23 protein-coding genes are annotated in these 24,946 nt (G+C 42.7%); 14 read left to right on the forward strand and 9 right to left on the reverse strand.

Annotated elements, in window-relative coordinates; genetic code table 11:
• The 4 genes from WS40_RS07725 to WS40_RS07735 form a co-directional block, all read right to left on the reverse strand.
• On the reverse strand, nucleotides 1–420 hold a 420-nt coding region (locus tag WS40_RS07725; RefSeq protein ID WP_325208484.1), incomplete at its 3' end, for a ParB N-terminal domain-containing protein.
• Complete coding sequence (locus WS40_RS07730; protein ID WP_046441570.1) at nucleotides 420–1,208, reverse strand: ParA family protein; 789 nt, start codon at nucleotides 1,206–1,208, stop codon at nucleotides 420–422. The genes WS40_RS07730 and WS40_RS07725, both read right to left, overlap by 1 nt.
• Before the next feature lie 21 nt (nucleotides 1,209–1,229).
• A complete protein-coding gene (locus WS40_RS11540) occupies nucleotides 1,230–1,367 on the reverse strand; it encodes a hypothetical protein (RefSeq protein WP_181982810.1) in 138 nt (45 codons plus the stop codon).
• Nucleotides 1,368–1,426: 59 nt separating this feature from the next.
• Complete coding sequence (locus WS40_RS07735) at nucleotides 1,427–1,864, reverse strand: hypothetical protein (protein WP_046441571.1); 438 nt, start codon at nucleotides 1,862–1,864, stop codon at nucleotides 1,427–1,429.
• 431 nt (nucleotides 1,865–2,295) lie between these two features.
• Here WS40_RS07735 and WS40_RS07740 point away from each other — a divergent pair, with 431 nt between their 5' ends.
• Nucleotides 2,296–2,982 (forward strand): hypothetical protein, encoded by a 687-nt coding sequence (locus tag WS40_RS07740; protein ID WP_046441572.1) that lies wholly within the window; start codon nucleotides 2,296–2,298, stop codon nucleotides 2,980–2,982.
• Here the strand turns inward: WS40_RS07740 and WS40_RS07745 are convergent.
• Entirely contained in the window at nucleotides 2,979–3,164 is a 186-nt protein-coding gene (locus tag WS40_RS07745; RefSeq protein ID WP_046441573.1) for a hypothetical protein, read from the reverse strand. The genes WS40_RS07740 and WS40_RS07745 overlap by 4 nt on opposite strands.
• A gap of 234 nt (nucleotides 3,165–3,398) precedes the next feature.
• Here WS40_RS07745 and WS40_RS07750 point away from each other — a divergent pair, with 234 nt between their 5' ends.
• The 3 genes from WS40_RS07750 (at nucleotide 3,399) to WS40_RS07760 (ending at nucleotide 6,495) form a co-directional block, all read left to right on the forward strand.
• Nucleotides 3,399–5,150 (forward strand): 1-deoxy-D-xylulose-5-phosphate synthase, encoded by a 1,752-nt coding sequence (locus WS40_RS07750; protein ID WP_046441574.1) that lies wholly within the window; start codon nucleotides 3,399–3,401, stop codon nucleotides 5,148–5,150.
• 16 nt (nucleotides 5,151–5,166) lie between these two features.
• Complete coding sequence (locus WS40_RS07755; RefSeq protein WP_046441575.1) at nucleotides 5,167–5,703, forward strand: flavodoxin family protein; 537 nt, start codon at nucleotides 5,167–5,169, stop codon at nucleotides 5,701–5,703.
• 105 nt (nucleotides 5,704–5,808) lie between these two features.
• Nucleotides 5,809–6,495, forward strand: coding sequence for a DUF2461 domain-containing protein (locus WS40_RS07760; RefSeq protein WP_046441576.1), 687 nt, complete (start codon nucleotides 5,809–5,811; stop codon nucleotides 6,493–6,495).
• 435 nt (nucleotides 6,496–6,930) lie between these two features.
• Here the strand turns inward: WS40_RS07760 and WS40_RS07765 are convergent, their stop codons facing one another.
• A complete protein-coding gene (locus WS40_RS07765; protein ID WP_325208485.1) occupies nucleotides 6,931–7,878 on the reverse strand; it encodes an AEC family transporter in 948 nt (315 codons plus the stop codon).
• Between the two features lie 266 nt (nucleotides 7,879–8,144).
• Here WS40_RS07765 and WS40_RS07770 point away from each other — a divergent pair, with 266 nt between their 5' ends.
• From WS40_RS07770 to WS40_RS07780, 3 genes are all read left to right on the forward strand, one after another.
• A complete protein-coding gene (locus WS40_RS07770) occupies nucleotides 8,145–9,053 on the forward strand; it encodes a hypothetical protein (RefSeq protein WP_046441578.1) in 909 nt (302 codons plus the stop codon).
• Between the two features lie 153 nt (nucleotides 9,054–9,206).
• Entirely contained in the window at nucleotides 9,207–9,662 is a 456-nt protein-coding gene (locus tag WS40_RS07775) for a CBS domain-containing protein (RefSeq protein ID WP_046441579.1), read from the forward strand.
• Nucleotides 9,663–9,688: 26 nt separating this feature from the next.
• On the forward strand, nucleotides 9,689–10,822 hold the full coding sequence (locus WS40_RS07780; RefSeq protein WP_022288261.1) for a D-alanyl-D-alanine carboxypeptidase family protein: 1,134 nt from the start codon (nucleotides 9,689–9,691) through the stop codon (nucleotides 10,820–10,822).
• Between the two features lie 245 nt (nucleotides 10,823–11,067).
• Here WS40_RS07780 and WS40_RS07785 read toward each other — a convergent pair whose 3' ends face one another.
• Nucleotides 11,068–11,724 carry an HAD family hydrolase gene (locus WS40_RS07785; RefSeq protein WP_022288262.1) on the reverse strand — a complete coding sequence of 219 codons (657 nt, stop codon included), beginning with the start codon at nucleotides 11,722–11,724 and terminating at the stop codon, nucleotides 11,068–11,070.
• A gap of 231 nt (nucleotides 11,725–11,955) precedes the next feature.
• Here WS40_RS07785 and WS40_RS07790 point away from each other — a divergent pair, with 231 nt between their 5' ends.
• The 3 genes from WS40_RS07790 to WS40_RS07800 all read left to right on the forward strand — a co-directional run bounded on the left by WS40_RS07790 (nucleotide 11,956) and on the right by WS40_RS07800 (nucleotide 17,894).
• Nucleotides 11,956–12,612 (forward strand): CopG family transcriptional regulator, encoded by a 657-nt coding sequence (locus WS40_RS07790; RefSeq protein WP_046441580.1) that lies wholly within the window; start codon nucleotides 11,956–11,958, stop codon nucleotides 12,610–12,612.
• Between the two features lie 67 nt (nucleotides 12,613–12,679).
• Complete coding sequence (gene clpB, locus WS40_RS07795) at nucleotides 12,680–15,301, forward strand: ATP-dependent chaperone ClpB (RefSeq protein WP_046441581.1); 2,622 nt, start codon at nucleotides 12,680–12,682, stop codon at nucleotides 15,299–15,301.
• A 250-nt stretch (nucleotides 15,302–15,551) separates the two neighbouring features.
• Nucleotides 15,552–17,894 (forward strand): vWA domain-containing protein, encoded by a 2,343-nt coding sequence (locus tag WS40_RS07800; protein ID WP_046441582.1) that lies wholly within the window; start codon nucleotides 15,552–15,554, stop codon nucleotides 17,892–17,894.
• A 63-nt stretch (nucleotides 17,895–17,957) separates the two neighbouring features.
• Here the strand turns inward: WS40_RS07800 and WS40_RS07805 are convergent, their stop codons facing one another.
• Nucleotides 17,958–18,485, reverse strand: coding sequence for a nitroreductase (locus tag WS40_RS07805; RefSeq protein ID WP_046441583.1), 528 nt, complete (start codon nucleotides 18,483–18,485; stop codon nucleotides 17,958–17,960).
• Nucleotides 18,486–18,904: 419 nt separating this feature from the next.
• Between WS40_RS07805 and WS40_RS07810 the strand changes: the two genes are divergently transcribed.
• From WS40_RS07810 to WS40_RS07825, 4 genes are all read left to right on the forward strand, one after another.
• Nucleotides 18,905–20,521 carry a peptide chain release factor 3 gene (locus tag WS40_RS07810; RefSeq protein WP_442973535.1) on the forward strand — a complete coding sequence of 539 codons (1,617 nt, stop codon included), beginning with the start codon at nucleotides 18,905–18,907 and terminating at the stop codon, nucleotides 20,519–20,521.
• 171 nt (nucleotides 20,522–20,692) lie between these two features.
• Nucleotides 20,693–22,246, forward strand: a complete 1,554-nt coding sequence (locus WS40_RS07815; protein ID WP_046441585.1) for an NPXTG-anchored protein — start codon at nucleotides 20,693–20,695, stop codon at nucleotides 22,244–22,246.
• 175 nt (nucleotides 22,247–22,421) lie between these two features.
• A complete protein-coding gene (locus WS40_RS07820; protein WP_046441586.1) occupies nucleotides 22,422–23,141 on the forward strand; it encodes an N-acetylmuramoyl-L-alanine amidase in 720 nt (239 codons plus the stop codon).
• 223 nt (nucleotides 23,142–23,364) lie between these two features.
• Nucleotides 23,365–23,517, forward strand: a complete 153-nt coding sequence (locus WS40_RS07825) for a hypothetical protein (protein ID WP_288177780.1) — start codon at nucleotides 23,365–23,367, stop codon at nucleotides 23,515–23,517.
• A gap of 46 nt (nucleotides 23,518–23,563) precedes the next feature.
• On the opposite strand, the gene WS40_RS07830 is transcribed toward WS40_RS07825, so the two are convergent.
• Nucleotides 23,564–24,880: an ISL3 family transposase gene (locus tag WS40_RS07830; protein ID WP_325208486.1), complete on the reverse strand. Its 1,317-nt coding sequence runs from the start codon at nucleotides 24,878–24,880 to the stop codon at nucleotides 23,564–23,566.
• Nucleotides 24,881–24,946: the final 66 nt, after the last annotated feature.

A 24,946-nucleotide genomic window follows, 5' to 3' on the forward strand; every position in this document is an offset into this window, starting at 1 on the left:
ATCATCTGTTCTTGTATTAGACTCTGCAACGATCATATATGCCGTAAAGTCGTCTATGTTGTCCTTAATCTGGCATGGAATAGTCGTCAGACCGCACAGCCTAGCCGCATAGTATCTATGATGACCTGCAAGTATCTCATATTCATTTTCTTTTCTGCGAACTATAACTGGCTGCAGGACACCCAGGTCCCTTATAGAGATAGCCAGCCGCTCGACCTTGGATTGCCTTATCTTGTATGGCTGTTCTTTACCCTCAGGCGTTCTGTATGGTTTGATACTGTTTATATCCAGCTCAACGATCCTCTGAGCTGTACCTTGCCACTGATTAAGATACTCAGCGGCAAGCTCATGGTTGATGTTTTCAGCCTCAGATTGCATATTCTCCTGATGTTGGCTGCGTCTTTCAAGCAAGCTGCACATTATCTATTCACCCTTTCCATTACTTCTTCTGCAAACTCTGTGTACTTTTCAGCAAGCGTATTGCCTGTCAAATTAACACATCCAGCATAGCTTTTCACTGTTTTGTTGACCTGCTCAGGACGAGCTGGGATGACAGTATCAAAAACTGTATTTCCATATATCTTTCGGCAGGCAACGTCTATTTCTTTTGACGTTGTGGTTATATTGCTCCTGTTTTCGAGAATGCCGAGTATTTTAAGACCTGGATTCGTTGTTGCCCTTATAGCATTGACCTTTTCTGTAATGAGGTCAATGGCGTCAAAGGCGAATATACCAGCGTCTATTGGTATAATAACGAAGTCTGAAGCGTTAAGAGCATTCTGCGCAAGAAGATCAAGGTCAGGACGATTGTCTATGAGTATGTAGTCATAGGTATCCGTCAAAGCCTTATCACGGAGCATGAGCTTGAGTATATAGTTACAGTTGGCGGATGAGGCGATCACGCTGTTAGCCGAACCGAGCATACGTCCTGCGGATATATAGTCAACGTTTGGATTTTTCTCAGAATTCTTGATATACTCTGCATAGTCTATAGAAGTATCACCAGACGCTGAACTGTAGATAAGATCTGCTATGGTCTTTTTTACTGCTGACTCTGAGCAATACGAAGTGAGGTTGCCCTGCTTGTCAAGGTCGATAAGTAGCACTTTTTTGCCGAGCTTTCCTAGTGCGCAACCTAGGTTGAATGTTGTAGTTGTTTTTCCTGTGCCGCCTTTTTCAGTTATGATCGAAATAATTGTGTTCTCCATTATGAACATCCTTTCTTGATATCATTTTGTGTTCCCCAATGATGACATAGAAAAAGCAGCAGGGGAGAACACCGTCCTGCCGCTCAGGGAGCTACCCTGTCTATGCCTGATAGTCAAGCTATCAAAAAAGCTGCCGATATTCTCAGCAGCAATTTTCATAGCTTAGCTTCCCGAAAAAGAAAAAGCCAATGAGTATTGTCTCATCAGCTTTTTGTTTTCTATCTGTACCAGAGATTTTCCATTGTAAAAGGATTAGGAGGATTGTTACCCTTTTTCTTTTCAATCTCATAGTCTATGAACATCTTGTATCTTTTAAGCTCATCAAGGTCAGCTTCAGCAGCTACTCTCATGATAGCTTCTGTTCGTTCCTCAATCTGTGCTTCATGAAGCTCTGTGTCCATTTCTTTGTTCTTTCGGATGAATGTTTCTTCAAGATCCTCAAGATCGTCAAACTCGGCAGTAGCTTTTCCCTCATCGATCTTGTAGATCTTGCTGCCGTTGAAGCCAAACCTTGTAGTGGTATACTCAAAGAAATCATGGCAATACTTGATAGCCTCATCATGTTTGAGCATTTTAGTCAGTTTTTCGGGCTTGATCAGTTCGTTGCAGCCACCTGCAAGTGTAGTTGCTTCCTTTTTGTTTTCAATAAGTCTCATAATTCTTCCTCCTTGTATTTTTTACTATATCATAACATATTTTGACGATTTGTCAAGTACGATTAAAATGCAGAATTGGTAAATATCTCCAAAACCGCGTGCCGAGGGTTCGAATCCTTCTGCCCCTGCCAGAGTGTTTTCTAAGTCGTAGACGTTTTGTCTGCGGCTTTTTTTGTTTATCTGCTACAAATTTTGCAGTATCAATTTGCATAAAGATACAAATTACTGGCAATTTACAAATAAAACAATTGACAAAATTATGATGTTGATTTAAGATATGAGTGTAGTTACACCTCGCTAAACTCATGAGCGAATATTTTCTCCTTTGCGACAAAGAAAAATAGTCTTGTTTATCTCAAACGTAAACATAATAAGATATAATAAAAGCAGTACCGAAATGCTTGGCACTGCTTCTAAGAAAGGAAATTCATATGATATACAAAATAACCTTGTTTGACGCCAACTTTCCCTCATGCACAAGCGGTACAGCTTCGTTTTTTACTGAGGATATCGACGAATTTGAACACAATTATTTTTCTGATGAAAATGTGGAATCGAACCATCTTGAAGCGCAGAAACAACGCTATTTCCGCAGTAAGGCAGGGAAAATTGTCACCGACTATTACTCCGATGCCCCTGAGCTGAACATTTTTCAGTATGCAGAATATGGCACTATCGAAAAGCGAAAGACTTTTCATTACAAGGACAAGATCTTTGAGCTTCACAACGGATATTTAATTCCTTGCCCTATATACGCCGCAGAAGCTATTGTCGAGCTGGCGCAGATAGCGTTTAAAAAGAACCCTGATGAGGATGGTGAAAAGTATCTTGTGGCAAGATATTCACTGAGCGGAGTGTGCTGTGTGGGTTCTTCTTTGGATAAGTTCGAGGACTGCACCCCTTATGGAAATCCTATTATCAAGACCTGCTATCCTGAAGATCTGCCGTACAAAGGTGAAAAAGAAATCTATTCTGATTGCAAACTGTCAACATTTGCATGGGTGGAGCTGTATCAAAACTGTTTCAAGGGCGACAATGTCAACGGCTATGAGATAGAAGAGCCTACAGAAGAACAGCTTGCGTGGATAATGCGTGATATTCCAGGGGAGGCAGGCTAGTCTGCAGTGATGACACTGCCTATATCAATGTTGTTTTCTCTGAGATATCGGTCAGCTATTTTCAACCATTTTTGTGTGCCGTCAGAGCTTTCAATCAAAACACTGCACATGAGTTCGCTGTCCTCCGGTATGCCCTCGCAGCCGTAATCCTCTTCACTTATGTCTATAACTTTGTATTTCATGCTTTCAAGACCTTTCCGGTGTGATATTGGTGATACTATAATTATAGCACGGCATTAATTTTTTTCAAGAGAAATATACTAAGCACGGCACATGACCGTGCTTTTTTGTTAGGTCGATTGTTAATAAAATGTAAAATATCTCTACAACCTGTTGACTTGGAGCTAACTCCAGGTGGTACAATATAAGTAAGCTAAAGCTAAGAAAAATTATAAATAAAACAGGAGGAAATGAAAATGTATCTTGAAAAAATAAACTCACCTGCTGACGTTAAAAAGCTCACTGTTGATGAAATGACAGCGCTGGCTGAGGAAATGAGAAAGGCTCTGCTTTTCAGGCTCAGCAAGCATGGTGGACATTTTGGTCCTAACTTTGGCATGGTGGAAGCCACTATCGCTATGCACTACGTTTTTGAGTCCCCTAAGGACAAGATAGTTTTTGACGTTTCACATCAAAGCTATCCACATAAAATGCTCACAGGCAGAAAGGAGTCCTACCTTGATGCTGACAAGTTCGATGATATCTCAGGCTACACAAACCCAGAGGAGAGCGAGCATGACATTTTTACGGTTGGCCATACTTCCACTTCTGTGAGCCTTGCAAGCGGTCTTGCAAAGGCTAGAGATCTCAAGGGCGAGGAGGGCAATGTTATCGCTGTTATAGGCGACGGCTCTCTCAGCGGTGGCGAAGCTCTGGAGGGTATCGACTTTGCAGGGGAAATGGATACCAACTTCATAATCGTTGTGAACGATAACGATATGTCTATCGCAGAAAACCACGGCGGTATGTACAGAAATCTCAAGCTTCTTCGTGATACCGAGGGCAAGGCTGAATGTAACCTTTTCAAGGCAATGGGTCTTGACTATGTTTTCGTTAAGGACGGCAACGATATCACCTCGCTCATCAAGGCGTTTGAGAGTGTAAAGGACAGCAAAAAGCCTGTTGCCGTTCACATTGTAACACAAAAGGGCAAGGGCTATGCTCCTGCGGAAAAGGATAAGGAAACATGGCACTGGCATATGCCCTTCGACCCTGAAACAGGCAAGTCCCTTTACAATTCTGAGGGCGAGGATTACGGAACTGTTACCTGCAATTATCTCCTTGAGAAAATGCAGGCTGACAAGTCCGTGTGTGCTATAACCTCCGCTACTCCGACGGTTTTCGGCTTCACTCCTGATGTCAGAAAGAAAGCAGGCAAGCAGTTTATGGACGTGGGCATTGCAGAGGAACACGCAATGGCACTTGCCTCAGGTATAGCAAAGAACGATGGAAAGCCTTTCTACGGTGTTTACAGCTCGTTCTTACAGCGTACCTACGACCAGCTTTCTCAGGACGTTTGCATAAATAAAAGTCCTGTTACAATAGCTGTTTTTGCGGCTTCGGTTTACGGCATGAGTGACGTTACTCACCTTGGAATTTATGATATACCGATGATATCAAATATCCCTGAGCTTGTTTATCTTGCACCTGTAACAAAGGAAGAATATCTTGCAATGCTGGATTGGTCCCTTGAACAGAAAGAACACCCTGTTGCAATAAGAGTTCATGCAAGCCTTGTTTCAGACGGCAAGCCTTTCACAAAGGATCTTTCAAAGCTCAACAAGTATGAGATGACACAGAAGGGCAGTCAGGTTGCTGTTATCGCACTGGGTTCATTCTACGGCTTGGGCGTTGAGGCTGCAAAGCTTATCGAGGAAAAAACAGGTGTCAAGGCTACTGTAATAAACCCTTACTACATCACAGGCATTGATAAGGAAATGCTTGAAAGCCTTAAGGCTGACCACAAGACCATTATCACTCTTGAGGACGGCGTTCTTGAGGGCGGCTTTGGCGAGAAGATAGCAAGATTTTACGGCGACAGTGATGTAAAGACCCTTTGCTTTGGTCTTGAAAAGAAGTTCTATGACCGCTATGACCCTGCCGAGGTGCTGAAAGAAAATCATCTTACCCCTGAGCAGATAGCCGATGACGTTATAAAGACACTTTGATATTTGAGGTGACAATATGAAAAATATACTTGTTATATCTGCAAGTCCTAGAAAGGGCGGAAATTCCGACGTGCTTTGCGATGAGTTCATAAAGGGTGCACAGCAGGCAGGACACAAGGTGAAAAAAATATTTCTCAGGAACTTTAAGGTGAACTACTGCACAGGCTGTGGCGTTTGCAACAGCACTCACAAGTGCGTGCAGAAAGACGATATGGCGGAGATAATGGACAAAATGGTGAACGCTGACGTTATCGTTTTTGCAACGCCTGTTTATTTCTACACCATGGACGCTCAGCTCAAGACACTCATTGACAGAACAGTGCCGAGATACACTGAAATGGTAAACAAAGAAGTGTATTATATACTCACTGCGGCTGATACCAATGCCGCTAACCTTGAAAAGACAGTTGAGAGCATAAGGGGATTTACTCTTGACTGTCTTGACGGGGCAGTTGAAAAGGGTATCCTTTACGGCACAGGCGTGTGGGACAAGGGCGAAGTGCAGAGCAGTGTACACATGAAAACCGCTTACGAAATGGGTCTTCATTCATAAAATCCATTTGGAAGAGAGCTTGCTTTGGCAGGCTCTTTTTTCTTGATTAAAAATGCAAATCGTGATATACTATAATAAGTTTAGAAACATCAAGGAGAGAGAAAAATGCTATTTAGTGAAGAGGCTATCGGCTTTTTGTTTGAAAATCATACGAGAGATAGTAAGGATTGGTTCAAGGAGCATAAGGCGGATTATCACAGGCTCATAGAAGAGCCTTTTGCGGAGCTTATCACTGCGCTCACGCCTATAATGAACGATATCGACAGCAGGATAGTATGCAACCCGAAAAAGATATCAAGGCTTTACAAAGACGCACGTTACAACAAGGGCGGACCCATATTCAGAGAGAGCGTGTGGTGTTCTTTGAAATGCCAGCGTGACAAAAGCGAATATCACCCCATGCCTGAGTTTTATTTCTATATCTCTACCCATGGTTTCGGCTATGGTTGTGGATATTACAAAACCGACAGAGAAAGCATGGACGAAATGAGGGCGATGATACTTGCAGGGGCGCAGGAATATAACAAGGCTCGCAAAGCTTTGAAAGCGAACAGCAAGTTTGTTTTGTTCGGTGACGAGTATAAGCGTGACCATTTTCCAAATGCCAGCCGTGAGGACGCTTTGTGGCTCAATAAAAAGGATATCGGTGTAAGCTTTGACAGTGAAGACCCTAAGCTGCTTTTCAACGTGAACTTGCTGGACACAGTATGCAGTGACCTTGCTTCTCTTGGAGATGTATACAGATTTTTTATGAGGGCGGAGGATAATATTTTGCAGAAAAAAGTAAAATAGCGGAGAAATTGTGTCTTGTTTGAGAATGCTTTCTGACAATTTTGTGTAAAACGCTATAAATTTTCTGGTTGTTTTATTGAAATATACAATTTATATGCTATTTGTTCAAAGAAATATTGACAGTGAATTGATTATATGTTATACTTTTATTATCCGAGGCACCGATGAAGTAAGGTGTATACTATGGGTGGATAAAAAATTATAAAGGCAAGACGTTTGAAATCTCTTTAAACGGTGTTGTCATGAAGGGGATCAGTGTGTGCGGCAGGCTTTTTATAGAATTACCTGCGGTGCAGCAAAAAGAGTGATAAAAAAATGCTCTCCGAGGTTTTCGGAAAGCATTGCAGAGCGTAGCTTATTTATCTTTTCACAGCCTGTGCAGCGAAATGCTGACAGGTCTTTTTGTTTATATGGATATGTTTGCTTAGGCTGACTTTAAATATGATATGTAAGTCTGTCGGCAAAGATAGTTATAAGCGGCAGAGTTACAGCACTGAGGATAGTGGTGATTGTAAAGATCTCTGAGGCTGTTTTAGGGTCCTTGTCAAGGTTTACAGCGAACATTGTACACATGGTCGCAGCAGGGCAGGCGGCGGCTATGGTAACTGTCATAAGAACTATCGGAGGAGGATCAAGTATCCACATTGCAAAGAAGCCTGCCACAGGGAGTATTATGAGCTTGCACAGTGAAACGTAGTAGATACGGCGGTTTTGAAGAGCTTTCAAAACGTTGGTCTGTGCGGCTGTTGCACCTGCTATCACCATGGCGATAGGCGTGTTCATATCTGCTATGTACTGCAAAGCTGTTGCAGGAACTTTCGGCAGTCTGACATTTGTAAGATAGCAAATAAGACCGATCACAACGGCTATAACTGACGGTGAGATAAGGGCTTTCACAAGAGAAGAAAAGTCACGCTCGCCTTTCATTGTCATAAGTCCGTGTGTCCAGATAAGGACGTTGAAGAACGTAAGATACGCTGTAAGATACAAAACGCCCTCTGAGCCGTAAATGCCGTTTATAAGGGGTATGCACATGAATGCACAGTTTGAATATATTGACGAAACACGCTCCACCGCAAGGTCGGGAGTCTTTTTTCTTATAAGAACATAGGTGAGCAAGATAGTCACTGCATAGGATATCGCTGACAGCAGAAAAGACCACAGCAATCCATGCACAAGGGTCTTGTCATATTTTGACTGATAGGACATGAATATAAGCACAGGATTGATTATATTCAGTGCGAATGAGGACAACTGTTTTGTACCGTCCTTTGTGATTATCCCTTTTAAATAGCAAAATGCGCCTATAATAAGGATAATGAACATTATTATTATTTGGTTTCCGATTATCAGACCTGCTTCCATTTTTACTTCCTCTTTCACATATATTTTTCTTCTTTAGGTGTTCTTTCGTCAGAATACCCAAATATTATACCAGACTTTTGTGAAAAAAGCATAAACTCACAGTATACATTGATAGGTGATTTTTGTGTTATTTATGTGCGTAAATAAGGTAAAATAGCAAATAATTCACCGATCTTTACGCTATGCCTTATCTCTTGACATAAAAGTTTAAGGGGTGTATAATGTTAACAGCAGTATTGTCTTGAAAAAGAAATATAGTACATGGTCTGAAAGGATATTTACATATGGATATAAAGAAAATATGTGCGGCTCTCTGCGCTTGCGTGGTATGCTTGTGTGCAGCGGGCTGTTCAAAGGATAGTAAGGACAGCTCTTCTGCCACAGAGAGCAAGGCGAACGTTTCAACAGCCGACAATGCCGACAGCGCAAAGTCTGAGGACAGCAAGGGTGACGAGAGTGATGCAGACAGTAAGGTATTGAACGAGCAGGGTGAGCTTATTAAAAAAACTGCTGCGATCTTTGACGGTGACTACACTCTGAAAACGACCTGCACAGAGGCCGACGGCTCAAAGCAGGAGGTAGTAAGAGCCAAAAAGGGCGGAAACATCTATCTGAAAGTCACATCGGATATAGGTACCAGCGGATTTATCTATGTTGACGGAGCAGGATATGATTACGATAACGTGACCGGTGTTTATCACAAGTCAGACGTGAAGGAGCTTGACGGCGTTCTTGAAAGCATAGTCAAGCAAAACCTGCCGAGAACCTATGGTCATATAAACAGTGATGAGGCTGATGATTTCGATATCGAGGAGTACACTTATACGGGCGACACATACATTACTGCTATCGACCTGTATTTTGATAAATCTGACGGAAGCTTAAAAAAATACACGCAGACCTTTACCATTGAAGGCTCAGATGATACAGTTTCAGAATACACTGTTGACGAGCTTTCAGGGGACGCTGACGACAGCCTGTTTGACGTATCTCAGGCGACAAGTCTTGTGGACTTTGACAGTATGTCAGAGGATCAGAGGCTTGGCTATTGTCAGGGTATCTTAAACAAAGCAGGCGTTACAACAGACGATCTCAGTGCAGGGGGATATCAGACGGACGATCTTAAGACTATATCCTATGACAGCTTTGTGAGCCTTGTTTACACATACGGCTACAAGTCTGCACAGCAGTAAGTCAAAATGCACAATTTCAGCGTGGAGATTTGTTGAAAACGCAGGGCGGAAAATGCCCTCTCTATGCTTTACTTGTATGCGTTTTTTTGGTATAATTATAGGTGCGGTCTTTACCGCATAAAAACGTATGCTTACAAGAGGATATATATATAAATGAATATACTAAAGTTTTTGAAGCCGAAGGCTTGCGTGGATTTTGTCTATGATGACAACACAGCAAGGCAGGCTCTTGAGAAAATGAAAAATCACAGCTTTACCGCTGTGCCTGTTATCGACCGTGAGGGCAGATATGTAAAGACCCTTGCAGAGGGCGACTTTCTGTGGTTCATGCTCAATAATGGCATTCAGGATATGCGTGAGCTGGAAAAATATAAGATAAGCGAGATAACAAGGCGTGTTAGAATGAAACCCGTCTATGTTTATTCTACTATCGAGGATCTGATACTTCTTTCAATGGATCAGAACTTTGTGCCTGTTATTGATGACAGGGAAGTTTTTATAGGTATTGTGACGAGAAGAGATATACTTAAATATTGTCACGATACTCTTAACGAGTATGAAGCGAAATATGGTCATAAGGAAGAAAAAGAGGAGATAGGTGCAGTATAAGCACTAGGAAAGGAATTGTTGTAAAAATGAAGAGGACAAACAAAAAGGGCGGTGCAGCTATAGTTGCTGTGCTTATAGTTATAATGCTTGTGGCTGTCGGTTCAGCGGCATTGGTGGTGACAGGAAGATATACCATTCAGGCAAGCAAGGTGGCAGACGCAGTTGTTAAGGTGAACAGCAAACCTGAGGAAAGCTCTTCTGAGGAGGTTTCAGAGGTTGACGACCTTTCATCAGTTGTGGAAGAGCCTGTGAGCAATTATCCTGTGAAGTCTGCAAATTATCAGGATATAAATATAAAGGGTATGACAGCAAACTCAGCTATACTTGTTGACGCTGACACTAACGAGATAGTTGCAGGTTATAATTACGAGAAAAAGGTATATCCTGCTTCTCTTACAAAGATGCTTACGCTTCTTGTAGCCGCAGAGAATATTCAGGATATGGACGCTACATATAAGTTCACAAGCGATGATATCGACCCTCTTATCGAGGACAACGCATCAAGAGCAGGCTTTGAAGCCGGGGAAACTGTTACAATGAAAGACCTGCTTTATTCAGCTATCCTTGTGAGCGGTGCTGACGGAACAACAGGTCTTGCAAACGCAGTTGCAGGCTCAGAGGAGAAGTTCGTTGAGCTTATGAACGCTAAGATCCAGGAGCTTGGTCTTACCGGCACGAAGTTTGTGAATGCAAGCGGTCTGCACAACAAAAATCATTATTCCACAGCGCAGGATATCGCAGTTATCACAAAGGCGGCTATGGATAACGAAACTTGCCGTGAAGTGCTTACAGCAACAAAGTACACAACTTCAAAGACAAAACAGCACAAGGACGGTATCGAGCTTACAAGCATTGTTGCACAGAGAATTGAGGGCTACTATGTGGATTGTGACGGTGACGGCGAGGCTGACGACGGCATAAGCATCGAGGGCGGAAAGACAGGCTTTACCGACGAAGCAAAGTACACCCTTTCAACTATACTTGATGATAATGGACACAAATATATTTGTGTTACAACAAAGTCTAAGGACGAGCTGAAGTCTGTTGAGGATCAGATAGCTATTTATGAAAAGTATCTGGGTGGCAAGGCTTCTGATAATAAAGACAAGGACAGCAAGGCGGACACTGACACGTCTTCTGTTTCTGAGGTCGAGGATTAATTAGGTAGGATAAAAAATAAATGCGGATATCTCGTGGAGGTATCCGCATTTTTGTATTTTATTTTGCAAATCAGTGTAGTCAGTGTAGGGGCGAACAGCGTTCGCCCGTCGAAGTGATAAAGCTATCGGTTTTACTATCCCTATGTAGCGTTTGTGTCAATTCGTGTAACATTGTATCAATTTTTATAAGGTTTTTACAAAAAGCGGGCGAACAATGTTCGCCCCTACATGAATTGGCAGAATATTCATCTTAAAAGCTTTTGTATCACACCTATGACCTTGGAAAGGTCATCACAGCAGGCATACAGAAGCTTTTTTGTTTCCTCGTCAGGCTGTGAAAGGTCGGGTATCATAACAGGCTTGCAGCCTGCGGCATACGCGGAGCGTATGCCGTTTGGTGAGTCCTCGAGGGCAATGCACTCGCCAGGGTCAAGCTCCAGCTCCTTTGCGGCGGCGAGATAAATATCAGGGGCAGGCTTGCCGTTTTCTATCATGTTTCCGCAAATAAGCTTGTCAAATCTGTCAATGATATTTATAGAGCTGAGATACAGCGTGGTGCGCTGTAGGTCGGTGGCAGTGGCAACGGCTTTTTTTAGGCCTGTGCTGTCAAGATAGTCAAGAAGCTCATCAAGCCCTTTTTTCTTTTCTATGCCGTTTTGCCTGATAAACTCGTTCATAAGCTCGATACGCTTTGCACGAACTTTGTAGTAATCAAAATCCTCTCCGAAAATGCCTTTAAGATGTGGGATAGCATACTTCGCTGCAAGAGAGCGTATGCCCAGAACGTGTTCCTTTGTCATTGGATAGCCGTAATGATTCGCCGCCTCACACCAAAACCTTGTGAGCAGCTTTTCCGTATCTATCATTAGTCCGTCCATATCAAATATAACGCCTTTGAGCATTTTTATCACGCCTTTCCAACTTGGTATCTGTTATTATATCACACTTTTGACAAGTTTTCAATAAAACTGCACAAATTAGAGGTGCAGAACATACATTCTATTGTGCATCTATATAATTCGTAATTAAAATTATATAATCATATTGACAAATTATTAGAATGTGGTATAATAAGTACAGTGATAAAAGGCGACGCCATATGGGAACGCCTTAAAGAAAGGAATGAGAGCAAAGTGAACAAGAGCGTGTATAGTCTGGTGCTTGCAGACGATGTGGTGGAGGCTATCGACAGATTGGCATATTCCATGAATACCAGCCGTTCAAATCTGATAAATCAGATTTTGGCAGAGCGTGTTCAGCTTCTCACCCCTGAAAAAAGAATGCGTGAGATATTCTCTAAAATAGAACAGCTTATGGACAGCAGGTTTCAGACTCTTAATCAGCCCTCTGACGCTATGATGTCTATAAAAAGTCCTTTGAGATATAAATATAAGCCGACCATACGATACAGCATAGAGCTGAGCCGAGATTTTCACGGAAAGGTGGGCAGGCTGAAAGTATCTTTCAGAACTCAGAGCACACAGCTCATTTCAATGCTTGACAGCTTTTTTAAGCTGTGGGCAAGGCTCGAAGAAAAATATCTTTCGTATCTTTTCACTACTGGCGTGCCTTATGAAACAGCCGAGGGCAGATTTACAAGAGATTTTTACGCACCGCCTCAGTCGGAGCTGACCGACGAGGATATAGCGAACGCTATCGGTGATTATATAAGCTGTATGGACAGCTGTATTCAGCTTTACTTTGACAACGCCGCAGAACCTGAAACGGCGGCAAGAAAGGTATCTGAAATGTATGAAGGATATCTGAAAAAAGGCGTTGTCGTTCTTTAAACGGTGGGCGGAGCATTCCGCCTGCTGTGAGCATATATCTTTTTAAGATGATAAGGGAGGTAATTTTATGAACGCTCAGAAATTGACACAGAAATCATTGGAAGCTTTGCAGGAAGCGCAGAGCATTGCCTCAAGAAACTCAAATCAGGCTGTTGACCAGCAGCACCTTATGCTGGCTTTGCTTTCACAGGAAAACGGTCTTGTGCCGCAGCTTTTTGTAAAAATGGATATAGCCCCTGAAAATATAGAGGCGGCTCTTACAAGAGCAGTTGACGATATACCTAAGGTACAGGTAGGCGGACGTGCGCAGGACTCTGTATACATTTCAAGCGATCTTGACAAGGCTTTTGCGGAAGCCGAGTCGGAAGCTTCGAGAATGAAGGACGAATACGTTTCAGTTGAACATCTTGTTATGGGTATCATGGACAGCCCAAACAGTGCTTTGAAGGAAATATTCAAGACCTTTGGTGTAACAAAAACAAAGTTTCTGAAAGTTCTTCAAGCTGTAAGAGGAAATGCTCAGGTAACGAGCCAGAATCCGGAGGAAACCTATGACGTGCTGAAAAAGTACGGTCAGGATCTTGTGGAGCTTGCAAGGCAGAATAAGCTCGACCCTGTTATCGGCAGGGACAGCGAGATAAGAAACGTTATAAGGATACTGTCAAGAAAGACAAAGAACAACCCTTGCCTTATCGGTGAGCCTGGCGTTGGTAAGACCGCCATTGCAGAGGGTCTTGCTCAGCGTATCGTCAGCGGAGATGTTCCTGACAGCCTGAAAGATAGACAGGTTTTCTCACTTGATATGGGTGCGCTTATCGCAGGTGCAAAATACAGAGGCGAGTTTGAGGAAAGATTTAAGGCTGTCGTTGAGGAGATAAAGAAGTCTGAGGGCAGGATAATCCTCTTTATAGATGAGCTTCACAATATCGTTGGCGCAGGCAAGTCAGACGGTGCAATGGACGCAGGCAACCTGCTGAAACCTATGCTTGCAAGGGGCGAACTCCATTGTATCGGTGCAACGACTCTTAACGAGTACCGTCAGTATATCGAAAAGGACGCCGCTCTTGAAAGACGTTTCCAGCCTGTTATGGTTGACGAGCCGACAGTTGAGGACACTATCTCTATACTTCGTGGTCTGAAAGAAAGATACGAAGTATTCCACGGCGTAAAAATTCAGGATCAGGCGCTTATTGCGGCGGCTGTTCTTTCAAACAGATATATTACAGACAGATTTCTCCCTGATAAGGCTATTGATCTTGTGGACGAAGCCTGCGCACTCATCAGAACGGAAATGGACTCAATGCCGACTGAGCTTGATGAGATAAGACGTAAGATACTCCAGCACGAGATAGAGGAAACTGTCCTTAAAAAGGAAACTGATAAGCTTGCAGTTGAACATCTCCATGAGGTGCAGAAAGAGCTTTCAGAAATGCGTGAGCAGTTCAATGAGATGAAAGCTAAATGGGAGAATGAGAAGTCTGATATCTCTAAGGTGCAGAAGCTCCGTGAGGATATCGAGCAATGCTCAAAGGATATCGAGAGAGCAGAGCGTGAATATGACCTTAACAAGCTTGCAGAGCTGAAATACGGCAGAATGGCTGACTTGCAGAAGCAGCTTGCCGAGGAAGAAGAAAAGGCAGAGAAGTCAAAAACAAAGAACACTCTGCTAAGAGATAAGGTAACAGAGGAAGAGATCGCAAGGATAATCTGCCGCTGGACAGGTATCCCTGTTGCAAAGCTTATGGAGGGCGAGCGTGAGAAGCTTCTCCACCTGCCTGATATCCTCCACGAGAGAGTTATCGGTCAGGACGAAGCCGTTGAGCGTGTGTCTGAGGCTATCATGAGATCACGTGCCGGTATCGCAAATCCAAATCAGCCGATAGGTTCGTTCCTGTTCCTTGGCCCTACAGGCGTTGGTAAAACAGAGCTTGCAAAAACTCTTGCTCAGGCTTTGTTTGACGACGAGAACAATATCGTTCGTATAGATATGTCGGAGTACATGGAGAAATTCAGCGTAAGCCGTCTTATCGGAGCGCCTCCGGGATATGTAGGCTATGAGGAGGGCGGTCAGCTCACCGAGGCTGTAAGAAGAAAGCCTTATTCAGTAGTTCTTCTTGACGAGATCGAAAAGGCTCACCCTGACGTTTTCAATATCCTTTTGCAGGTGCTTGACGACGGACGTATCACAGACTCACAGGGCAGAACGGTTGACTTCAAGAACACTATCATAATCCTTACTTCAAACCTTGGTTCTCCTTATATCCTTGAGGGTATCACACCTGAGGGCGAGATATCTCAGGAAGCAAGGGACAAGGTGGACGCTCTGCTGAAACAGCAGTTCAGACCTGAGTTTCTTAACAGACTTGACGATATAATCTACTATAAGCCTCTTATGAAGACGGAGATATACAAGATAGTTGACCTTATGCTTGCAGAGCTTGGCAAGCGTCTTGAAGACAAGAGGCTCAGCATAGAGGTAACAGACGCCGCTAAGGAAGCTATCGTAAATCAGGGCTACGATCAGAACTTCGGTGCAAGACCTCTCAAGAGGTTTATCCAAAGACGTATCGAAACTCTTATCGCAAAGAAGATCATTGCAGACGAGCTTGAGCCTGATTCTATCTTGCAGGTAGATTATGACAAGGACTTCGTTGTGAACGTTATCTATAATACTGTTACAGAAGAGTGATAGTATTATGCCAAAGGGCAGCTCCGGGAGGGGCTGCCCTTTTTTGTGGAAAAAGAAGGTTTTAATTTATTTTAGGTTAATAATAAAAGAATTATCTTGTTAATGTTTTGGTAAGATATACTGTTTGTAAACAAAAAAGAACAGTTTATTTTGTGAATTATTCTAGGCTATTTTGCTTGCAAATGAGGTACATATATGCTAAAATATTAATATCGTGAAATATGTGATCTGATAAGGGGAATTAATATTTATGAAAGCAAATTTTTCTGATACGAATGATTTTGTTCAGAGCATGAACAGAGGAAAGCGCAAAAAGAAGATAGCGTTGCTGGTGCTGTGTATAGTGCTTGCGTTCCTTGTGGCTGCCTGTGTTGTCGTGGGCCTGAAAATAAGGGAAAATAACCGTATCGCCATGGCGAAATCGGTCATAACAAAGCTTGATATAAGCACTACCTTCAAGGAGTCGGAGTTTTCTGACGATCAGGACTGGGACGGTGACGGCATAAAGAATGCCGATGAGGTACGTCATGGCACTAATCTTCAAAGCGAGGATACTGACAATGACGGAATAAGCGACGGCGATGAGATAAAGCTAGGCACGAACCCTATTGAAGCCGATACTGACGGCGATGGTCTTCTTGACGGCTATGAGCTTATGGCAGGCACAAATCCGAGAGAGTCAAAGTCTGATGGAAAGACCAATGACGCTGAAAGAGAGCTTACAGTGGAAAAAAATGCAGGGGACTGCCGCCTTGAAATAAAGGGCGACGCAAACGCTGCCAGTGCGACCCTCGTTGAGCTTGACCTCTTTGGTATCTCATCAAATGCAAGTATCGTCACAAAGGCTTATGACGCTTATTCTGACTATAAGTTCAACTCGGCAAAGATAACTTTTGATATCGACTCTGCAAAGCTGAGTAAAATGGGATATTCATTTGATGACCTTACAGTGCTGAGATTTGATTCACGCTCGACCCTTTACACAAAGGTGGATTCAAAGGTAGACAAGAGCAAAAAGACAGTTTCTGCTTCTCTTACAGAGCTTGGCACTTATGTGGTAGGCGTTGAGAAAACTGTAAATGATGAAGCCACAACAAGGATCTGCTTCCTCGTTGATAACTCCGGCTCTATGTATCCAAAGGAGCAGTGTGTAACTTCTTCTGAGAATGATGTTGACTTCAAGCGTCTTGACTTTGCAAAGAATCTTATCGACAAGTTTGAGAGCCACTATCAGGTCGGCATTTGCAAGTTCACAGGAAGCTACAAAAAGATGGTAGACTTCACTGATGATAAGACGAAGCTTACGGAAGCTCTCGATAAGATAAAGTCTGAGAAAGAGATATTTAACGGCACTCACAGCCAGACGGCTCTTAAAAAGTGCATGGACGAGTTCAAGGCAACTTCCGGTGGAAAATACAGAAATATCATCGTGATGCTCACAGACGGCGAGTCTGACGAGTTTAATCCTGCAAGCGTTTCAAGCCTTGCAAATACTGCAAAGGATAAGGACATAATCGTTCTCACAGTTGGTCTTGGCAGAGATGTTGACAGAGATTGGCTTCAGGAGCTTGCTTATTCCACAGGCGGAAAGTATTACTCAGCTTCCGACGCAAACGCCCTTAATGACGTTTACAAGCAGATAGTTACTACACTGAACTATGATATCGTTACATACACGAACGCTGACGATAACGTAAGAGGTTATTCACTCTACAACACAGGCTTTGATCCAAAGGTGAACGGCTTCTCATTCAAGAATTTCAGAACAACAACTACCGCAAGCGTTGACTTCGGCATGGCTGTTATGGCAAGAGATTGGTATCTCGGAAATGTAAAGACTTCTCTTGGGGATATCGCTCCGTCAGATAAGAGCGACATAAAGGTGAATGCCGCAGGCTATGACATAAGCGGAACAGACTTTGGTAAACAGTATGACGAAAGAGTGCCGCTTAGCAAGATAACCTCAGACCTTTTTGCGGGCACATATTCAGACGTTACAAAGTATCTCGACTATTCCTGCACAGGGGATATTCTCACCCTTAATGATGACTATAAGTATGACAGCAAGAACAAGGGCTGGGTAAAGGACGTTACGAAAATATCAGGCGGCAATCTCCGCTGGAAAAAGGTAGAGCTGCTTGATATGGATATAGCAAACGGCATTGAAAAAATAAAGGGTGGCTATTCCTCAAATGACGCAGAGTTAGCAAAGGCACTCTACAGACTTAACGCCCTCCAGTGGGACGATTCTTCGTCAGAGTATAACCTTAACAACGACAGTAAGGGCTTTGAAAAGCTTGAAGACCAGCTAAGCCTTGGCATACCAGTTGTTACAACTATAGACGATACTCATACAGTGAACGCTATCGGACTTATTCAGGATTCTGATTGCCACAGAAAATATATCCTTCAGATATATGACAACAACTATCCTGGGGAACCAAAACAGCTTTATATCCAGAAGCTTCCGAAGTGCAAGCTCAAGATAGACAGCAATGGCAAGGCGACAGTTGTTGGCACAACGTTTGAGTATTCCGCAACATATGAGGGCAAGCAGGTCGGCATAGAATTTTCTGACGTGACAGCTCATTAATAAGAACAAAAAACGGAACGGCTTTGACCGCTCCGTTTTTTGTTTTTAGATAGTTTGTCAGGATTATTTGATATAGTATACCCAATTGTCTTTTCTCTCGTGACCCTCGGGATATTCACCCTCAGTGTAGCCGAGTGCGCAGTGACCGATGCCCTCGTATTCGCCCTCGATGCCAAGGCTGCGGAGGATCTCTTTGCCTTCTTCAGACTCAAATTCTTCCTTTGCACGATGTATCCAGCAGCTTCCAACGCCCTCGTTGTGAGCGGCAAGCATAAGATTGCCCATAACAAGACTTCCGTCATAAATGTAAGTCGGGCAGGATTTGTCAGCTAGTACAATAAGAATAACAGGCGCACCGTAGAACGGGTCGAAGCCCTCAGCCCAGCCGCCTATCTTTCTGTTCATCTCAGAAATTTTGTCACGCATTTCCTTGTTGGTGACAGCAATGATAATAGGTGACTGCAAGTTTCTTCCTGTGGCGGAATAAGTTCCTGCTAGTATGATGCGGTCGAGAACGTCCTGCGGTATCATGTCAGGCTTGTATTTTCGTACACTTCTTCTGGTTTTCATAAGTTCAAGCAGATCTTTCATAAAACAGCCTCCTTTGTAGGTTTGATAGTTGATTGCTTATAATTTGATTTTAGCATAGTTTGTGGAGAATGTCAACGGCTGTTTAAGTGAGGAACGAAGTTAAGTGAGGAGCGGTTTAAGTGAGGAGTGAGGAGTGAGGAGTGAGGAATGACAGCGCCGCACCGAGTTTTGAAGCCAACACCGAGCGAAGCGATTTTGCGGCAGTAGAACTTGAAGCCAAATATGGGGGATAACGCAAGTTTGGCAAACAAGAAGCAGGCGAACAGCGTTCGCCTCTATCAAAAAATTTATCGCCGACAGGCGATACCATAATTCCTCATTCCTCACTCCTCATTCTACAAACGCCGCTTTCTTCATAAAAAATCTCTTGCAATTTAAGCGATACTGTGCTATACTAACAAGGTATGTTTAAAAATGCAATGAAATATGGAGGAATAATTTTGGGTAAGCTTGAAGATGAGATCAAACGCCGCCGTACTTTTGCGATAATTTCCCACCCTGACGCAGGTAAAACAACTCTTACGGAAAAATTTCTGCTCTATGGTGGTGCGATAGCACAGGCAGGTGCTGTAAAAGGTAAAAAGAACTCCCGACATGCTGTTTCAGACTGGATGGAAATAGAAAAACAAAGAGGTATCTCTGTAACTTCTTCTGTTATGCAGTTTCAGTATAAAAATTATTGTATAAATATCCTGGATACTCCTGGACATCAGGACTTCTCTGAGGATACCTACCGTACTCTTATGGCTGCAGACTCAGCCGTAATGGTAATAGACGCTTCAAAGGGTGTGGAAAATCAGACCAGAAAGCTTTTCAAGGTCTGCGTTATGCGCCATATCCCTATATTTACTTTCGTAAATAAAATGGATCGTGAGTCCAGAAATCCTTTCGATCTTATGGAGCAGATAGAGTCTGAGCTTGGTATCCAGACCTATCCTGTGAATTGGCCTATCGGCTCAGGCAAAGAGTTTAAGGGCGTTTATGACAGAGATAAAAAGCATATAATCTCTTTTGAGGCAAGCGGTGGACAGCATCAGGTGGCAGCTACAGAAGTCGACCTCTCCGACCCGTCACTTGACAGCCTTATCGGCGAGGATCTCCACTCAACTCTCTGCGATGATATCGAGCTTCTCGATGGCGCAAGCTATGAGTTCGATATCGAAAAGGTGAGAAAGGGTGAGCTTTCGCCTGTGTTCTTTGGCTCTGCTCTTACAAACTTCGGCGTTGAGCCGTTTTTGGAAAACTTCCTCGAAATGACAACTTCTCCTACTCCGAGAAATTCCTCTGCCGGTATCATAGATCCGTTCGACCCTGAGTTCTCGGCTTTCGTATTCAAAATTCAGGCGAATATGAACAAGGCTCACCGTGACCGTATCACTTTCCTGCGTATCTGCTCAGGCAAGTTCGATAAGGATATGGAAGTTCTCCACGTTCAGGGCAATAAAAAGCTCAGACTTTCTCAGCCTCAGCAGATAATGGCTCAGGAAAGAGAGATAATCGACGAAGCCTATGCAGGAGATATCATCGGTGTGTTTGACCCAGGTATCTTCGCTATCGGCGATACGATTTGCTCGCCAAAGAAAAAGTTCGAGTTCGAGTCTATCCCGACCTTTGCACCTGAGCATTTTATGAGAGTCCGTCAGAAGGATACCCTCAAGAGAAAGCAGTTCGTAAAGGGTACAACACAGATCGCACAAGAGGGTGCGATACAGATATTCCATGAGCCTGACAGCGGTATGGAAGAAGTTATCGTGGGTGTTGTGGGCGTTCTTCAGCTTGAAGTTTTTGAATACAGAATGAAAAATGAGTACAACGTTGACCTCTTCAAAGAGAGTCTGCCTTATTCTTATATCCGCTGGATAGATAACAAGGATATCGACCCTAAGACATTGAAGCTTTCAAGTGACACAAAGCTTGTCAAGGACTTCCGTGACAACTATCTGCTTCTTTTCACAAGCGAGTGGAATATCCGCTGGGCGCTTGAAAGAAACGAGGGTCTTGAGCTTTCAGAATTTAACAGAGGCGACCTGCAATAATACAATATTGCTAAATACCCTTTCCTAAAAAGTGATAAACTGACCAAAGTGTGTGCTTTGGTCAGTTTTTTTCTTGACTTTTTATTTGATATATGTTATATATAAAGTAGATATATGTATGAAATATTAAGTAGGTATATGTATGAAAACTATTTTTGTGGGGTGATATGTATGATAAAAAAGATAAGTGCGGCGGCAATTGCGGTCATTATGTCAGCGAGCATGATGTTCACTACAGCTTCGGCAGACGCTTCCTATGTCCTTGATAAGGACGCAGGAGAAGACTTCGTCAATTTCATAGACGGCAAGCTGCCTGATATTTTAAAGAGTATGGACAGTGTTGCAGACGGCGATAAGATCTACTTCGACTATGGCTCATGGTTCATGGATCTGGATTATGACGGTGTGCCTGAGTTTATAATAGGCGGCGAAATGGCTGACGGCGACAGACATTATTCTATTCTTACCAAGGACGGCAAGGAGATAAAGATAGATGACACTGTTGCAAATGGACAGTATTTTCCGGGATTTATGGGCTTTGATTATATGCCTTACAGAGATCTTTATACAGGGGAGGTATCATATTTTTCAAGTAACGATAAGATAAAAACTATGACCTTTGACCCTGAAAAAGGCGTTACTGAAAAGGAGCTTTGCTCGGAAGAATACGATTTGGAAACTGACAGCACTGTTTACAAAACAGACGGCAAAGAGGTCAGCGAGAGCGAGTATTATAACTATAAGTCCACCCTCAGTAGATTTATCCCTCTTGAAGTGGAAAATACAGAGCTGACATCAGATGAAACTGCAAAGGCTGACGCTGATAAGCTTCTGGAAATGTATAACGAGTATAACTGCGTTGTCATGACGGCGGAGAACAAAAAGGACGATATGGTAAGCGTAATAGTCGAGATGCTCGATCTTCTTAAAGAGATAATGGCTGACGCTCCTTATGAAATTGCTAGTGATGTTGATTGGAGCTATAACAGTTGGTTTGAGGATTTAAACTTTGACGGCGTTCCTGACTTTGTTATCGGCGGTATTGCAGACCTCTTAGATGAAGGTACTGCTTTAAGGCTTTATGACGTTATCGGTATGGGCAATGCAGGCTTTTTGGCGGATACCAATGTGTCGAACGACCATGGCGACGGTGAGAACGGCTTCGGCTTCAAGCCTTATGTAAACAAGCAGACTGGCGAAAAAACATACCTCTCAGAGGATAGATATGCAGAGGACGGCAAGGAGCATTACGCAGTGAGAAAGCTTTTTGGCTGTCTTGGTGAATGTCTCACCGCTGATGTCTGCACCGCAGAATATGACAGCAAAAAAGGCGTGACTTCATACACCATCGAGGGAAAGGAAGCCACATCAGAGGAATTTCAGGCGTATCTTGCAAAGCTTAACAGCGACTATGATGAGCTTTCTGTAACAATAAGCACCATGGGCGAAAACAAAGTCCCTAATAATGAAGGCACCCTTGCAGAGTCATATGACGAGTATAAGCTTGGGGACGTTGTGGGCGGAGCAAGCTTTACATATGTAGAAAAGAAGAACACTTCAAATGATATTTCTAACCCTGACAAAACAGCAGGCTCTCAGGCTTCAAAGAATTATAATACCGATTCGTCAACAAATCCGTCAACAGGTGCGGCGGCAGGCGTTACAGCCGCAATAATAGCCGCTGGAGCAGGTTTGGCGATATGTGCAAAGCGTAAAAAGAAATAGTCTTTTCAGCCTGATATATGCTGAGGTGAACAGCGTTCACCCGTATATTGGCATATTATCTGTGTGCTGAATATTTTATCACCGTACCCTCTCGTGGTGCGGTGATTTTTTTTTGCATAAGCCGTCCTTTGTCCGCATAACTTGTACAAAGGACAAAAACTAGGAGGGCGGATTTATGTTCAGAAGATTGCAGAATATTTTGTGCTGTGTGGTGATAGCAGGCTTTGCGGCAGTGTGCTGGTATGGCAAAAACAACGGTGAAGCCGTCATGACAGGTGGGGCGGTGAAAACGACCATGGATAAGCCTGTGGTGGTCATCGACCCAGGTCACGGCGGTATGGACGGAGGCTGTGTATCCGTTGACGGCACGCCTGAAAAGGGGATAAACCTTGCGGTGGCGGAAAGCCTCCGTGACGGTCTGAAGCTTCTCGGCTATGATGTTGTTTGCACCCGTGAAAGCGATATCTCTATCTATGACAAAGGCACAGAGGGGCTTGGGGAGCAGAAAAAGTCCGATATGAAAAACCGCCTTGCCATATTCTCGAAATATTCCGATGGCATATCAGTTTCCATACACCAAAATCAGTTTACCGACAGCCGCTACAGCGGTGCGCAGATGTTCTATTCTAAAGACAATGCCGAGGGTGAAAAGCTTGCGGGAGTGATGCAAAAGCAGTTCGTTTCCCTTTTACAGCCTGACAATACCAGAGAAACTAAGCCGGTAGGCGACGAGCTTTATCTACTTAATAATACCAAAAATCCTGCGGTTATGATAGAGTGCGGTTTTCTTTCAAACCCTGAGGAGGCTCAGAAATTGGAGAATGAGGACTATCAGCGTCAGGTGGCGTTTACAGTGCTGACAGGTATCAGCGAATACAGGCTAATGCAGAAATAGTCCATTGGTGCGGCGGCAGTGAGAAAACACTGTCCGTCGTTTTTTGTTTGTAAAACGTTACATAAATTGGCTATTTCAACTTCCGTGTTGATAAATGTAAACTTTTTTAGAAAGTATGATATAATATAGTATTGCATTAAATAAAAAAAAGAGGGTGTAAAACTTGATCGATCTTGATGATTTTTGGTATATAGTCAGGTCGCAACATTATACCAAAAGAGAAATGGAAATAATATATGGCAATTTGGAATACGTTCCGCCAAAGCAAATAGATAAACTTTGGGATAAGGCTGTAGACAAATGGGGCGATTGGCAAGCTGCACAGCATATAGCTAAGAAATATGATGACGACGGATATCTTCGCAAGAAGAAATAGCACAAACAAAAATAAGCTGCTACAGAAAAATCTGTGGCAGCTTATCCTATTTGAATAGTCCTAATTTTAACCTATCAATATCGGCTCCTGATATCTGTTTGTACGAATTCATAAGATTTTGGATCATATTTAATGACGAGCGGGTCGAATGACCAGTTACATAGTGTACTGTCGGAGAAAATTTATTATAAGAAAAAATGGCTTTGGTTTTATAGGCTTGACCATACAGAACCTTTCCTCTTAGAATTTCAAACGAATAACCTTTCCCGTCTCGTGCGATTGCTTTTATACATCCATTTATAGCTTCAGTAACGCCATTTGTGTACGGGTGATCAAAATAATTAAATATTTCCAGGCTCCATCGATTTACCGTTTCAGTTATTGAAATGTAAGGACTAAAGTTCTGTTTGACCTTTCTGGACCATTTTGTATACTTTAGAACAGCCGCTCTCCTGTTAGTACATTCGTAGATCTCTCTGAATTCTTCTTTAAGATCATATGCCATTTTTAGTTCCGGATACTTTGAATAGATGTATCCAAGTTTTTTGTTTTGGTTTGCAGTTAAGTCTTTTCTGTTTGCATTTAAGACTTTCTGTACTGAATTTATCTCTTTCTTTTCAGCAGCAGATAGCTGTTTGCAAAGTGTTTTTCTATAGTCGCTTAGTACGTCATTAATTAACTTGACTACATGAAATCTGTCGATAACTATTGCCGCATCCGGTAAGCATTCATACACCGCCTCACGATAGGGTCTATACATATCCATTGTAACTACTTTAATATTGTTACTGTCAGGCAATGAGTCGAGATAATTCATTACAGTTTGTTTGTCTCTCTTTGGAAGCATTTCAAAAAGCAAGTGCTCGTTTATGTCCGTCAAAACACACCTAATCGAGCCATTCAAATGTGCTTCATCTATACCTAATACTTCAGGAGAATACATAATATGCTGAGAATCTTTCTCTCGAATATATGCCAAAGCTATTTTCTCTATCGTAGTTACAGATAACTTGTATTCTCTTGCAATATGCTTAAATGGTTTTGTTAATGATAATTGCTGGATCTTACACCTAAGTCTGTTAGTCATTTTTGAGCAAAGATCAAGTGTATTGAATCTGTCAACAAAAATACTTCCACAGTCTTTACACAAATGTTTGTGACCTCTTATCTTAAGAGCTGTATAATGTTCATTTATGTTGATATCTCTGACAAGTTTAGTATATCGACCGTAATTGACAACATTGCAGCTCCCGCATTTTGTGCATATCTTTGTTTCAATTTTAGGCGAAACAACAAAAAGATAATCACACTCATCTGCATTTTCACGCAGTTCAAGTATATCAAATTCATCAAGACAAAGCATATTTTGGTTGTGGTTTATAAGCACATTCTATCCTTTCATTACAATTTTTTCGTAGAGGACAAAGCC

Source organism: Ruminococcus sp. N15.MGS-57 (genome assembly GCF_000980385.1).
Classification (GTDB): domain Bacteria; phylum Bacillota; class Clostridia; order Oscillospirales; family Ruminococcaceae; genus Hominimerdicola; species Hominimerdicola aceti.